Genomic DNA, 13,670 nt, shown 5'->3' with positions numbered 1-13,670 from the left:
AAACACACGACATTAATTTTAACGCCCGGCTGAGTCTGAACCCGATACGATCTGGTTAAATGCCTGTTTTCAGGGCGACAGCCTTTTTACCTTCCACGAATCGTTGGATAAGTAATACCTGAACCTGTCGTGAAGCCGGTTGGGACGGCCTTGCCAGAATTCGATTTCGGTAGGTAATACCACGTAGCCTCCCCAGTAGTCAGGTTTTTCAATTTCCTGATGATCAAATTTTTCAGAGAAAAAATTAAACTTATCGTCCAGTTCCTGCCGGTTTTTGATTTCGGCGCTTTGATCGGATGCCCAGGCACCAAGCTGACTGTCGCGCGGACGCGAACGGAAATAAGCGGCAGAGAGTTCCTCTTCGAGCTTGGTAATGGCGCCTTTCACACGGACCTGGCGTTCCAGCTTTGCCCAGAAAAAATTAAGTGCAACCTGATGATTTTGATCAAGTTGCCGACCTTTTTCGCTTTTGTAATTGGTGAAAAATACAAAACCGTGTTGGTTCAGTTCTTTTAACAAAACAATCCTCGAATCAGGCTGGTTGTCTACACTCGTCGATAAGGTCATGGCTGTTGGTTCATCGAGCTTTTGACCGATGGCCTCATTCAGCCATTGCTGAAATAACTGAAACGGATGAGCGGTCAGGTCCTTTTCTTCCAGTTTAAATTGCTGGTAATTGGTGCGTATATCCCTAAGCATTAACAAATTATTTAAAATTTAATTGGATTAATTCTAAACAACCGAATGGAAGCGATTGTTTTTTCAACATAACCAATACAATTCGTACCATGAAAAGTTTATTGTTGTTTATTTTTTTGCTTTCAGTGACCTTGTCTTTTGCAGGAAATTCACAGCTGCAAATCGGAGAAAAGGCGAAGTATACTGATGTGAAGATGGAAAGTGTTACCGGAGAAAAAATGTCTCTCGATGATCTGAAAGGGAAAAACGGTTTGGTTATGATTTTTTCATGTAATAACTGCCCGTTTGTAATCGCATGGGAAGACCGGTATAACGCGATTGGTCAGTGGGCCGGGAAGAATGGCATGGGAGTGGCCTTGCTCAACTCGAATCATCAGAAAAGGGATGGCGAAGATTCCATGCAGGCCATGAAAGAACATGCAAAAGAAAAAAACTACCGGATTCCCTACCTGCTTGATGACGAAAGCCTGATTGCCAATGCTTTAGGTGGACAAACGACTCCTCACGTATTTGTTTTTGACAAAGATTTTAAGTTGGTATATAAGGGTTTGATTGATGACAATTACAAAAGTGCATCAGACGTCAAGCATAACTACCTGAAAGATGCTATCGAAAGTACCGCTGCCGGCAAAAAAATTGCTGTGGCCGAAACTAAATCCATGGGATGCAGCATCAAGCGAAAATTGTAAACAGTACAGAATGTTCATAAACGGAATTGGCAGAGATTAAAAGTGCGGTTGCTTTTATCTTGGTTTCTGCTGTTTTATGTTTGTGAACATTCTCCTTCTTTTATCATAAGGCTAACCATGTTCCGCATTTCCTTTCCTTAGAACGTATTTTCTCAGCTATCCTCCCCATCCGTTTAGGTATTCGTTTTTCAGAATATATGCATTGATATCTGCATGGTGAAAGTCCGATTTTCAGGACATTCGAGTGTTTATTTGTCCTACTTTTTAACATTTTTCAAGTAATTGTTGAAAAATGACAACTTCTTTTTTGTTTGCAGCTACGGAATCGGTTGTGGAAGAAGTGATAAAGTGTTATGTTTGTGGGTGCGTAGGTAGGGAAATTTAAGCAGCCTCTTTTTTTATATATTACCGGTTGTGCATAAATTTTAATGTTTGATTTTCATAAAAAAGACAATCAAACCGAACCTTACCGGCAAAGGATTAGTGTGTAACAACTACTTTATATGATGTCTGGTTGTATAATGTTGTATTACAAATGGTAGAAAAAAAGAAGCCTTCGACAATCCTGAGTGTAGTCAGCAACATTCAGGACCTTAATCTTACTACCCCAATTATGCAGGAACATGGTTATGTTGTTGATTTTGTCGTTGGAGTTCATTCTGCTATCCTGAAAATAAAATCGAATGCCTATGACCTGATCATCTTTGATGATACCTTTTCGGGTCTCGACGGATTTGAGGTCGTTCGCCAGATAAAATTAAATTCCCGAAACCAGGATACCCCGATCATTATTTTAATCAATCAGCGCGAGGAAGAAGAACGGCTGATCAGCCTGTTTAAACTCGGTTCGGTTGATTACGTGCAAAAACCATTTAAGCCCGAAGTATTGCTGGCCAGGGTTGAGTTGCACTTGTCGCTGAGAAAAACACAAACTGAACTTGAAAATGCCAAAAATGTGGCAGAGGAAGCCGCTAAGGCCAAATCGTTGTTCCTGGCCAATATGTCCCACGAAATCAGGACTCCGCTGAACGGCATTGTCGGAATGATCGATATTTTAAGGCAAACCAGGCTCGACAAGCAACAGCAGGAATTTCTCGAGATCATCGATATCTCAAGTGAAACCCTGATGATGATTATCAATGATATTCTTGATTTTTCAAAAATTGAGGCGGGTCAGATTTCGTTTGAGCGGATTAAGTTCAATGTCAGGCACGAAATTGATGAAGTGTATAAATTGCTGTCATACCGGGCCAGCCAGAAAAACCTGGAGTTTACCGTCCGGATCAATGAGAACATCCCCGAGTTGGTATTAGGCGATCCGCTTCGGTTGAAACAAATCCTGATTAACCTCATTAACAATGCAATTAAGTTTACGGAAGAAGGAGCTGTGCGCCTTCGGGTTACGCTGGATAAAGATCTTGTTCAAAAGTGCCGGCTTCGCTTTGAAGTGACCGATACCGGGATCGGGATCTCTGTCGAGAATCAGAAAAAGTTGTTTAAGCTGTTCTCGCAGGCCGATAGTTCAACAACCCGGAAATTCGGAGGAACCGGCCTTGGGTTGGTTATTTCAAAACGACTGGCCAATATGATGAACGGCGAAATTGGCGTCGACAGCGAAGAAGGAAAAGGCTCCCTGTTTTGGTTTACAGCCATTTTTGATAAAACCTCTGCTATTTCGGTAGTCGACGATCTGGAAAGTGTAAACGACCTGAACATAACCCTTCCCGATGATTCGCGGGAATTAAATATTTTGCTGGCCGAGGACAATATTATTAATCAAAAGGTTTCCGCTTTAACCATTCGTAAACTGGGGCACCAGGTACAGCTGGCTCCAAATGGAATTACTGCTGTTAAACTCTTTGCAAAAAATAATTTCGACCTGATCCTGATGGACATCCAGATGCCGGGCATGAACGGTTTGGATGCGACACGCGAAATCCGGCGTATTGAAAACGAAAAAGGAGTGAAAGACCCTATCCCGATTATAGCCATGACGGCCAATAATTATAAGGAAGATATTGATGAATTTCTGGCTGACGGTATGACAGATCATCTGGGAAAACCATTTAAACCCGCAGAACTGGCAGGTATCATTGAGAAGAATGTGCGGAAAAAGGTAATTACTTAAACCTTGCAAAAACGAATTTATGGGCAGCTTAAATTACGATTTAACCGGGCGGAAAATTCTTGTTGTGGAAGATAATGATACCAGTCGTTATTATTATCAGGTTGCTCTGAATAAGAGTCATGCCGATACGTTGTGGGCAAAAAACGGGATTGAAGCCTTGACTCTTTTTGAGCGTAACCCGGATATCGATCTGGTTTTGATGGACTTAAATATGCCGGAGATGGATGGCTATGAGGCAACGCGGCTCATTAAGAAATTGAAACCCGGTATTCCGGTAATCGTGCAAAGCGCCTTTATTTTGTCGGGCGAAGAAACGAAAAGCTACGAAGCCGGCTGCGACGAATTTCTGGCCAAACCGGTGCGTTTAAAGCTATTAATGGAAGCGATCGGGCGTTATTTAAAATAGTTCCAGGTAGGCGCCAAACGGGCTGTCGGGTTGCGGCGAACTTAGAGCCAAAAATCCTTTCAGAAGAAGATGATCTGCTTTTAACGGCGGATTTTTTTTTGCCTGTTCCAGTGCAAATTCGTGAAACGACAATTTGGGGTGATACCAGGTGCGAAAATAACCCCGCGATTCCGGGTGAATGTATTTTTCAATCGATTTACTGAGTATTCCCATGGTATAGCGGGCATTAATTTCGAGGCACGGATGTATCTTCAGTTCGTTTTCGTCGTGGTAAAGCATGGCATCAATACCCAGATAACCCACATGGGTTCCGGCATAAACCGATTGACAAAGTTCATTTCGCAAACATTCGGCGGTTTCATCCAGAAGCGCCACCGGTAAAGGAAGTTGTTCTCCGGCAGCAAAATGCAGATGATGTCCCTGGTATTGACCGTTTGTGTTGGTCATAAAATAACTGATCCCCAAATAATTCAGCTGTCGTTCTTCTCCGATTTGAAATTGAAAAGAAATATCGAGCGCCTTATTGTGCCATTTTTCAGCAATCAGGTAATCTTGTTGTTTTAAGTTCATTTCAATCCATTGTTTATGCGAAGCTGAGAGACTCTTTTTTCGGATGACCTGTAAACCCCGCCCACTCGACGAAAGCGGCGCTTTTAGAACCAACATGTCCCATTTCTGGAGGTAATGATCGATTTCGGCGGTACTTTTAACGATCACTGGCAACTCATCCGGTTTCGGAAACTCATTTTTCGGATAATTCCGGATCAGTTGTTGAAGAAACCGGGCAGAGGTTTCGCGTTCATATAATTTTTTCAGATCCGGTAACCAGGCTCTTGTTGCATATCGGTTCAGAAACTGGAAATAGTAAGCTTCTGCCGGACTCATTCCCCAGGAGTTTACCCGGATTGTTTTACAATCCCGTTTTTCCAGTTCGGCCAAAATAAGCGGTTTTGGAAGAAAATCCGGGCAGGGAAATGAAAATTCAGTCAATCGTTCACGAAATGCGTCTGATACCGGCATTCCTTTTATAATCAGATCATTGTTGCTGCCAAAAAACAGCATCAACGGGGCCAGTTCGTCCTCAAACCGGCGAAGCAGGGCCGGGGCAGTATAATAAGGAGAGCCATTGGCAACAGCCAATTCACAGGTCGGATTAAAATGAAAAACAGAAACAGGTTTACTTTTCAATTTTTTTTTCGTCAAAAATACAACTATATCTTTATATTTGTTAATCAGCAGATTGGTTGAAAAGCATCGGGGCTAATTCTTTTGAAAATTTCAATTTAAGATGAAACACAGTTTATTATATCTATTTCTCTTATTCGGTTCGTTTGTTTCCGGCCAGGATTTGTCTTCATACAATAAAAAAGCAGTTAAGCTGTTCAACGAGGGACGGACTTATTATGAATCGAGAGAAAATGAAAAGGCCATAGAAAAGCTGCAAGGGGCGATTAAAGAAGACGGGGCTTTCGCCGATGCGTACCTCTTGCTGGCTGATGTTTACGGAGAAATGGATTCTGTTTTGTTACAAATACAAATGCTTGAACAGGCAATCTCGCTTAGTCCGGAGAAATACCCCAAAGCCCATTATGTGCTCGGAAATGCCTGTTACCGGGCCGGACATTATCAAAAAGCCAAAGATGCCTATTTGCAGTACCTGGAGATGCAGTTCAACAGTAATTTAGGTTCAAAGGCCAAAGAACGGGTTGAACGTTGCGATTTTGCGTTGAACATGCTAAAATCGCCCAAATTGTTTAATGCCCGGAATTTAGGGGAAGCCATTAATACCGAATTCGACGAATACTGGCCATCTTTAACAATTGACGGGAATACCTTCATCTTCACCCGGCTCATACCGGTTGATTATCCGGTTAACGAGCTACTGCCCCGTTTTCAGGAAGATTTTTTTGAATCGAGGAAAGTAAAGGGAGACTGGCAGCCCGCCGAACCGATGGTGGCGATTAATACCATGCAGAACGAGGGTGCGCAAAGTATTTCGGCCGACGGGAAACTGATTTTCTTTACTGCCTGCAACCGCCCTGATGGTTATGGCAGCTGCGATATTTATTTTTCACGGAACATTGGAGGTGTCTGGTCGAAACCTCAAAATGCAGGGTCACCTGTAAATTCGGGCGCCTGGGAATCGCAACCTTCAGTTTCAGCCAATGGCGAATACCTTTATTTTGTGAGTAACCGGAAAAACGGAAAAGGCGGAATGGATATCTGGCGTTGTCGTTTGTCCGGATTCAATCAAACCGGAAAGGCCCAATGGGGAAAACTTCAGAACCTGGGCGATTCGATTAATACCCCCGGCGACGAAATGTCACCCTTTATTCATCCGGATGGGCAAACGCTTTTTTTTGCTTCTGATTACTGGCCCGGAATGGGACGGGCCGATATTTTTTACAGCCGGGTGAAAAACGATTCTGTCTGGCATCAACCGGTTAACCTCGGATATCCCATCAATACCCACAAAGATGAGCAAGGCTTAATTGTTGACGCAAGTGGAAAAAATGCCTACTATTCTTCCGATCGTCCCGGATCGAAAGGGGTTGATATCTATCGGTTTGAGCTGTATCCGGAGGTCAGGCCTACGCCGGTTTCCTACATCAAAGGAAGGGTGATTGATTTCGAAACCACAAAACCCTTGTGTTCCATCGTCGAGTTGGTGGATATTGAGAAAGATCAGGTGGTGGTTAAAACGGAGTCCTGCATCGAGCCGGGCGAGTTTTTAATGTGCCTGCCTTTGGGAAAAGAATACGCATTTAACGTTTCACGCGAAGGCTATTTGTTTTTTTCTGAAAATTTTTCCCTGAAGAAAGTCCGGAATGCTGATGATCCCGTTATTATGGAAATACCGCTTAAAAAAATTGAGGTGGGAGGTTCAACCGTGTTACGCAATATCTTTTTTGAAACCGACTCTTACGAGCTACTTGATCAGTCGAAAACAGAACTTTCCCGTTTAATCAGTTTCCTCAGGAAAAACCCCGCTCTCGAAATTGAAATTGGCGGACACACGGATAATGTCGGCAGTGAGGAGTATAACATCAACTTGTCTGAAAAACGGGCCGAAGCCGTATTTCAATATCTTGTTGATGCCGGAATTGCCGAAGTACGACTGAGTTATAAAGGATACGGCAAATCGCAGCCGCTAGAGTCAAACGATCGGGCAGAGGGGCGCTCCCGGAACCGGCGTACCGAATTTAAAATCATCGGGATGGAATAGATGAAGGCGAATTGCTCACTGGATTACCGGAAACAGAACGAGTTTATCACTGGTTAAAAGGATATCATGCATGCGTGTGTATTAACTCCTGAATTCAGAAGGGTTTACACCTACTTTACTTTTAAAGATCCGGCTGAAGTAATGAATGGACTGGAATCCAAGCTCAAAGCTGATTTCTTTGATGCTTTTATCCGTTGACAATAATAATTCTTTGGATCGCATAATTTTTAATTCCATGTGGTATTGGTGGGGAGCAATCCCGGTATAGCTTTTAAACATTTTCCGGAAATAAGAATAGCCAATGTGGTGATCGCGGGCAATTTGTTCCAGGTCGATTTGCCGGTCAATTTCAGCGCGCATTTTAAAGCGTGCTTCCTCAATGATGTTGGCAATCCGTTTTCCTGTAAATTCTTTCTGCATTTCTACAGAGAGCAGGTAGCCCAGCAGTTTAACCACCATGCCCGAAGCAACCTGCTGAAACCCGGGTTTCTCATCGTGAACCAGGCTGAAAATTTTCAGATAGGTATCCAGTATTTCTTCCCGGATTCCTACATGAATGACCGGCTGTCGGGAAGAGAACAGCGTATGCGACAGAAACTGAATGGCTATTTGTCCGTTAAAGCCGATGTAGCGTTCCTTCCAACCGCTGCTTTTCAAGGGTTTGTAACGGTGCCATACACCAGGCGCAGTGATCATGATGCTTCCCGGTTTTATTTGAAACCGTCCGTGTTCGTTTTCAAGAATACCTTTTCCGTCGGTGATGTAATTGATTTGATATTCATTTAAAATCCTCCCCTGTTGCCAGTTAAAATGATAACCGGTCGGGTGTTTTGGCGAAGGGTAGATACTTTTTGGCAACACCAGCGAAGAGCCGGCAACATTCAGGTAAATACCCCAGTCTTTGTCGCGTTCGCCGGGTGTCAGGTATTTTAAAAAGTCGTCATTCATTCTTGTGTCAAAAAGTGCAAATAATCGATCAAAATGTGTATTGATAAAGGCTAAATATCAAGCTATTTTTGATTTGCTGTATCAAATAAATTCAAACCAAAATTATTAAATAATCAATAGTAAACCTGATTAATCTAATTAAACTATGCAAGCAATTTTAGGAATTATCTTTCATTCGATCGGAGGTTTTGCATCCGGTAGTTTTTACATGCCTTTTAATAAGGTGAAAGGATGGGCCTGGGAAAGTTACTGGATTATTGGAGGACTTTTCTCCTGGCTGATTGTGCCGCCAATCGCCGCATATTTAACTGTCCCTGGCTTTGGCGACATTATTGTAGCCACTGCACGGCCAATTTTATTACTTACATTTTTAATGGGTCTGCTTTGGGGCGTTGGCGGCCTGACATACGGTTTGGGCGTGCGTTACCTCGGCATGTCGCTGGGAAACTCTGTCACCTTAGGTTTTTGTGCTGCGTTTGGAGCCATTGTGCCATCTATTTATTACAATTTCAATCCCGCCGAAGGAAAAATCTCGTTTACCGATATGCTGGCTACGCCGGGCGGAAAACTGGTATTGTTGGGTGTTTTGGTTTGTTTGGCCGGGATTGCCGTTTCGGGTTGGGCCGGAATGATGAAGGAAGGCGATATTTCGGAAGAGGAAAGTAAAAAGAGTGTGGCTGAGTTCAGCCTGGTAAAGGGATTGATCATCGCGATCATTTCCGGTATTTTAAGTTCGTTTTTCAACTTCGGTATCGAAGCCGGAAAATCGATGGCCGACGCTGCCGTTGTGGCCGGTTACAATCCGTTGTTTCAGAACAACGTAACATTTGTTGTGATTTTGTGGGGAGGATTGACTACCAACTTTATCTGGACCGCCGTTTTAACGATGAAAAATAAAACTTATGGCGATTTTGTCAATACATCGACCCCGATTGCCCGTAATATTCTGTTTTCGGCACTCGCCGGAACAACCTGGTTTATGCAGTTCTTTTTCTATGGAATGGGGGAGAGTAAATTAGGCAACGGCGCAAGCTCGTGGATTCTTCATATGTCAACCATCATTCTGACAGCCAATATGTGGGGAATTGTCCGTAAAGAATGGAACGGAACTTCGAAAAAAACAAAAACGACCATCATCACTGGAATTAGTGTCATTATCCTGTCTGTATTTCTGGTTGGTATCGGTAACTCCATGTAAAAATCATTCTAAACCTGATTCCTAAACCAAAATAATATGAACATGAGCAGACTATTTTTATTTGTGTTCGTTCTTGCCTCAGCTTTATCTTCGGTTTCATGCCGGCAGGCAACGAACAACAATGGGCAGCCCACGGAACTAAAAGCCGATTATACGGTGAATCCGTTGGGTACCGACAATCCGGCGCCGCTTTTATCGTGGCGAATCGACGACAACCGGATGGGGGCGCGGCAAACAGCATTCCAGGTATTGGTGGCCTCCTCGCCCGACCTGCTGAGCGACGACCTGGCTGATTTGTGGAACAGCGGCAAACAGGAAAGTTCTGTCAGCCGGATTCCATATCAAGGAGCTTCGCTTCAATCGTGTAAACGGTACTTCTGGACGGTAAAAATCTGGGATCATGAGGAAAAAGCCAGTCCGTTTTCGGAACCGGCCACCTTTGAAACCGCTTACCTGGATCCCTCTGAATGGAAAGGGCAGTGGATTACCAACACCGACGATACGGCTTCGCAGCCTGCACCGTATTTCAGAAAAGAAATAAGGACAAGAGCCGGGCTGACGCGGGCAACCGCTTATGTGGCCGGACTGGGTTACCACGAATTGTATGTAAACAATCAAAAAGTCGGGAACAGTTTTCTGGAACCCGGCTACACCCGTTTCGACCGTCGGGCGCTTTACCTGACTTACGACATCACCAGCCTGTTAACCGAAGGGCCGAACGGAATTGGCGTCATCCTGGGCAACGGCTGGTATAATGTTCAGTCGAAAGCAGTTTGGTATTTCGAGAAGGCGCCCTGGCGCAAATCGCCCCGCTTGCTGATGGATATTCGTTTTGAATACAGCGACGGCTCGGTTGAATTCATAACGACCGGCGAAGACTGGAAATGCAGCGAAGGGCCCATGCGGTTTAACAGTTTGTATGCCGGCGAAATTTACGATGCCCGCATGGAGTTGGGCAACTGGTCATCGGCCGGTTACGACGATTCAGGCTGGTCGCCCGTTTTGCTGACCGAATCGCCGGGAGGCATTTTGTCGGCTCAAACGGCGCCGTCGATCAAGATTGTCCGCAGCCTGAAACCGGTAATCGCGCATACCTTAAGCCCCGGAAGATATGTTTTTGATATGGGTGAAAACTTTGCCGGCACAGCCCGTCTGAAAATTAAAGGCGGAAAAGGTACGAAAGTAACCATGCAGTTCGGCGAACAGGTAAACGATGACCACTCGGTTGCGATGGAAATTATTGCCCGTCATACGCGTATCGCCAAAGATGCCTTGCCTTTTCAAACCGATATTTATTACCTGAAAGGCGGCGAGGCCGAAGAATATACGCCGCGCTTCACGTACCACGGTTACCGGTATGTTGAAATCAGCACGGAGCCAGCCGTTGATGGGTCTGAAATTGAAATCGAAGGCCTTTTCTTAAGTACCGGTTTCGAAAAAACGGGTGATTTCCGTTGTTCGAATGACCTGTTTAATAAGCTTTACCAGGCGACCATGAATTCGTACCTCAGTAACTTCCACAGCATTCCGACCGACTGTCCGCACCGGGAAAAAAACGGCTGGACGGGCGATGCACATATTGCCAGCGAACTGGGCCTGTGGAATTTTGACGGCATCATGCCCTACCGGAAATGGTTGCAGGATCTGCGCGACGAACAACGTCCGACCGGCGAACTGCCCGGCATTGTTCCCACTTCGGGCTGGGGATATCATTGGGGAAACGGGCCTGCCTGGGACAGCGCTTTGCCCGTGATTGCTCAGACTTTGTATGAATACTACGGTGATACGAGTGTTCTTGCCGAAAACTACGATGCTGTGAAACGTTACGTTGATTACCTGGTAACGCGGGCTGATCAGGGAATTCAACATATCGGGCTGGGCGACTGGGTATCGCTGACCAAAACTCCGGTTGAAGTGACTTCGACGGGATACTACTATTACGACGCGCTGACTCTGTCGAACATGGCCGGTATCCTTGGAAAAACAGCCGACCGGGAAAAATATGCTGCATTGGCCGAAGAAATTAAAACGGCTTTTAACGACAGGTTTCTGGACCCCGAAACAAACCGTTACCGGGTGCAAACGCAAACTGCGTTGAGTTGCGCCCTGTTTCAGGGGTTGGCTCCGGAACAGGCTGTCGATAATACAGTGAATGACTTGATCACCAGTATAAATGAGAAGAACGACCATCCTGACTTTGGTTTACTTGGAAGCAAATACGTGTTGAATGTTTTACGCGAATCAGGTAACCATGAGCTGGCTTACAAAATGATCAACCAAAAAGATTTTCCGTCGTGGGGACATTGGATTGAACTGGGAGCAACGGCTTTATGGGAAGACTGGGATGGCCGTGAAGGTTCGCAAAACCATATTTTCCTGGGCGATTTCAGCACCTGGTTTTTCAAAGCGCTGGGTGGTATTCAAATCGATCCGGCCAATCCCGGGTTTAACCATTTTCGGCTCAAACCGGTATTTCCCGACGAGATTTCGTTTGTGGAAACCAGCCATAAATGTTTGCATGGAACGATTGTTTCGAACTGGAAACGAGCTGGAAATAAGGTAGAAATGAGCGTGGTGATCCCTGCCAATACAACTTCTGAGTTTGCGGTTCCTGATAAATATAAACTCAAAAGCCTTGCCGGCGCCAAAGGTAAAAATGTTGATTTTGGTTCTGGGGCAGCTGTGGTGAAACTAGTCGCGGGGCAGTATAAAATCGTTCTGGAGAAAACCGAATAATAATGGCGCTGCCAGAACATAGAAATACCATAAAATTGAAGAAAAATGAAACAAATAAATATCTCATCCTTAAGAAGGAATAGCTTGTTTGTTTTTTGTTCGACTGTTTTTTCTGTTTTCTTGTCGTGTACCTCGTCCGGAGATAAAGTTGCGGCCCCAAAGGAAAAAAATAATTATATCGTTGCTGCCTATATTTGGCCATCGTGTCACCATGACGAACGTTTTGGCGACATGCTGTGGCCCGAAGGTACGGGTGAGTGGGAAATCATCAAAAAAGGTAATCCCCGTTTTGACGGGCATTACCAGCCTCGTTTGCCTTTGTGGGGCTACGAAATGGATGATGATCCGCAGGTCATGGAGCGGTGGATTGATACAGCCACCAGCCACGGCGTCAATACCTTTGTGTTCGACTGGTATTGGTTCGGCAATGGCCCGTTTCTGGAAAGTTCGCTTAATAATGGATTCCTGAAAGCAAAAAATAATTCGAAAATGCAGTTCTACATCATGTGGGCCAACCACGATGTAAAGCATAACTACTGGAACGTGCATAAGTATACCGACGATACCTCGTTGCTTTGGACCGGAGTGGTCGATGACGAAAACTTCAAAATCATCGTTGACCGGGTAATCTCGCAGTACTTTAAACAGCCCAACTATTTAAAAATCGACGGACAGCCGGTGTTTTCCGTTTTCAGTGTAGATAATTTGCTGAAAAGTTTTGGCGGAAGCGTACAGGAAACCCGTAAAGCGCTGGATTATTTTAGGGAAGAAGTGAAAAAAGCCGGATTTCCGGGCTTGCATATCCAATGGAATCAAGGCGGGGGTTCTGTCATGTCGAAAGAAGCAGCGACACAGTTTTCTGAAAAGGTAACAGAAATGGGATTCAACAGCGTGGCCATGTATAACATGGGAGGCTTGCATGAAGATTACCTGGTTTACGGCGCCAATTCAATAAAAATAAGAACTCAAATGGATTCGATCCTGAATGTGCCGTTATTTCCCTGTGTCTCTATTGGCTGGGACGATACCCCCAGATTCCCGGCAAAAGGGATAAAAGACGTGGTACATTATCACAATACGCCCGCCAGTTTTGAAACCTTACTATCCAAAGCCAGGGAATATGCCGACAGCCATCCCGAACAACCCAAACTGATTACCATCAACGCCTGGAACGAATGGGTCGAAGGCAGTTACCTTTTGCCCGACATGCTCCACGGATTCGGTTACCTGGAAGCGGTTAAAAAGGTGATGGGTAACGGAGACTAACCCGGGTAAAATTCTGAATAACAGATAATTTTTAAAGAAATGGAAAGATTAGCATTTAAAATGTACCTCAACGAAGGTCAAAAGAAAACATATAAAAAACGGCATGATGAAATCTGGCCGGAACTGAAAAAATTATTGAAAGATGCAGGGGTCAGCGAATACTCGATCTTTCTGGATGAAGAAACCAATACTCTGTTTGCATTTCAAAAGGTAAGCGGGCGTGGTGGTTCACAGGATCTTGGAAAAACGGAGATCGTTCAGAAATGGTGGGCCTACATGGCCGACATCATGAAAACCAGACCGGATAATTCGCCGGTTACCATTCCGCTCGAAGAAGTATTTTACATGGAATAAACTAAACTAATCCTAACAAA

Annotated in this window: 11 protein-coding genes; 8 read left to right on the top strand and 3 right to left on the bottom strand. The window is 44.6% G+C overall.

The window, feature by feature from the left end; translation table 11 throughout:
• Window positions 1-69: 69 nt before the first annotated feature.
• Window positions 70-699: a pyridoxamine 5'-phosphate oxidase gene (gene pdxH / locus AC6H3C_RS14420; RefSeq protein WP_497516102.1), complete on the bottom strand. Its 630-nt coding sequence runs from the start codon at window positions 697-699 to the stop codon at window positions 70-72.
• An 89-nt stretch (window positions 700-788) separates the two neighbouring features.
• Between pdxH and AC6H3C_RS14415 the strand changes: the two genes are divergently transcribed.
• The 3 genes from AC6H3C_RS14415 to AC6H3C_RS14405 all read left to right on the top strand — a co-directional run bounded on the left by AC6H3C_RS14415 (window position 789) and on the right by AC6H3C_RS14405 (window position 3,922).
• Window positions 789-1,388 (top strand): thioredoxin family protein, encoded by a 600-nt coding sequence (locus AC6H3C_RS14415; RefSeq protein WP_497516101.1) that lies wholly within the window; start codon window positions 789-791, stop codon window positions 1,386-1,388.
• A 535-nt stretch (window positions 1,389-1,923) separates the two neighbouring features.
• A complete protein-coding gene (locus tag AC6H3C_RS14410; protein WP_497516100.1) occupies window positions 1,924-3,516 on the top strand; it encodes a response regulator in 1,593 nt (530 codons plus the stop codon).
• Window positions 3,517-3,535: 19 nt separating this feature from the next.
• Window positions 3,536-3,922 (top strand): response regulator, encoded by a 387-nt coding sequence (locus AC6H3C_RS14405; RefSeq protein WP_497516099.1) that lies wholly within the window; start codon window positions 3,536-3,538, stop codon window positions 3,920-3,922.
• Here AC6H3C_RS14405 and AC6H3C_RS14400 read toward each other — a convergent pair.
• The gene (locus AC6H3C_RS14400; protein ID WP_497516098.1) at window positions 3,914-5,110 is read right to left on the bottom strand and encodes a hypothetical protein; all 1,197 of its coding nucleotides are present in this window, start codon (window positions 5,108-5,110) and stop codon (window positions 3,914-3,916) included. The genes AC6H3C_RS14405 and AC6H3C_RS14400 overlap by 9 nt on opposite strands.
• A 100-nt stretch (window positions 5,111-5,210) precedes the next feature.
• Here AC6H3C_RS14400 and AC6H3C_RS14395 point away from each other — a divergent pair, with 100 nt between their 5' ends.
• A complete protein-coding gene (locus AC6H3C_RS14395) occupies window positions 5,211-7,148 on the top strand; it encodes an OmpA family protein (RefSeq protein ID WP_497516097.1) in 1,938 nt (645 codons plus the stop codon).
• An 81-nt stretch (window positions 7,149-7,229) separates the two neighbouring features.
• Here AC6H3C_RS14395 and AC6H3C_RS14390 read toward each other — a convergent pair whose 3' ends face one another.
• Complete coding sequence (locus tag AC6H3C_RS14390) at window positions 7,230-8,096, bottom strand: AraC family transcriptional regulator (protein ID WP_497516096.1); 867 nt, start codon at window positions 8,094-8,096, stop codon at window positions 7,230-7,232.
• 145 nt (window positions 8,097-8,241) lie between these two features.
• Between AC6H3C_RS14390 and rhaT the strand changes: the two genes are divergently transcribed.
• Genes rhaT through rhaM form a run of 4 tightly spaced genes read left to right on the top strand, consistent with a single transcriptional unit; the run spans window position 8,242 to window position 13,650 of the window.
• On the top strand, window positions 8,242-9,294 hold the full coding sequence (rhaT, locus tag AC6H3C_RS14385) for an L-rhamnose/proton symporter RhaT (protein WP_497516095.1): 1,053 nt from the start codon (window positions 8,242-8,244) through the stop codon (window positions 9,292-9,294).
• A gap of 42 nt (window positions 9,295-9,336) precedes the next feature.
• A complete protein-coding gene (locus AC6H3C_RS14380; protein WP_497516094.1) occupies window positions 9,337-12,030 on the top strand; it encodes an alpha-L-rhamnosidase in 2,694 nt (897 codons plus the stop codon).
• A gap of 45 nt (window positions 12,031-12,075) precedes the next feature.
• Window positions 12,076-13,296: a glycosyltransferase WbsX family protein gene (locus AC6H3C_RS14375; RefSeq protein ID WP_497516093.1), complete on the top strand. Its 1,221-nt coding sequence runs from the start codon at window positions 12,076-12,078 to the stop codon at window positions 13,294-13,296.
• Between the two features lie 39 nt (window positions 13,297-13,335).
• Window positions 13,336-13,650 carry an L-rhamnose mutarotase gene (rhaM, locus tag AC6H3C_RS14370; RefSeq protein WP_497516092.1) on the top strand — a complete coding sequence of 105 codons (315 nt, stop codon included), beginning with the start codon at window positions 13,336-13,338 and terminating at the stop codon, window positions 13,648-13,650.
• Window positions 13,651-13,670: the final 20 nt, after the last annotated feature.

This window comes from Gaoshiqia sp. US2 (assembly GCF_059705485.1).
Note: the sequence above shows the minus strand (reverse complement) of the source record. Positions and strands in the feature narration are given on the sequence as shown.

Bases quoted from the DNA above. Each gene is read 5' to 3' on its own strand.
- pdxH (WP_497516102.1), bottom strand. From the start codon at position 699: ATGCTTAGGGATATACGCACCAATTACCAGCAATTTAAACTGGAAGAA.
- AC6H3C_RS14415 (WP_497516101.1), top strand. From the start codon at position 789: ATGAAAAGTTTATTGTTGTTTATTTTTTTGCTTTCAGTGACCTTGTCT.
- AC6H3C_RS14410 (WP_497516100.1), top strand. From the start codon at position 1,924: ATGGTAGAAAAAAAGAAGCCTTCGACAATCCTGAGTGTAGTCAGCAAC.
- AC6H3C_RS14405 (WP_497516099.1), top strand. From the start codon at position 3,536: ATGGGCAGCTTAAATTACGATTTAACCGGGCGGAAAATTCTTGTTGTG.
- AC6H3C_RS14395 (WP_497516097.1), top strand. From the start codon at position 5,211: ATGAAACACAGTTTATTATATCTATTTCTCTTATTCGGTTCGTTTGTT.
- AC6H3C_RS14390 (WP_497516096.1), bottom strand. From the start codon at position 8,096: ATGAATGACGACTTTTTAAAATACCTGACACCCGGCGAACGCGACAAA.
- rhaT (WP_497516095.1), top strand. From the start codon at position 8,242: ATGCAAGCAATTTTAGGAATTATCTTTCATTCGATCGGAGGTTTTGCA.
- AC6H3C_RS14380 (WP_497516094.1), top strand. From the start codon at position 9,337: ATGAGCAGACTATTTTTATTTGTGTTCGTTCTTGCCTCAGCTTTATCT.
- AC6H3C_RS14375 (WP_497516093.1), top strand. From the start codon at position 12,076: ATGAAACAAATAAATATCTCATCCTTAAGAAGGAATAGCTTGTTTGTT.
- rhaM (WP_497516092.1), top strand. From the start codon at position 13,336: ATGGAAAGATTAGCATTTAAAATGTACCTCAACGAAGGTCAAAAGAAA.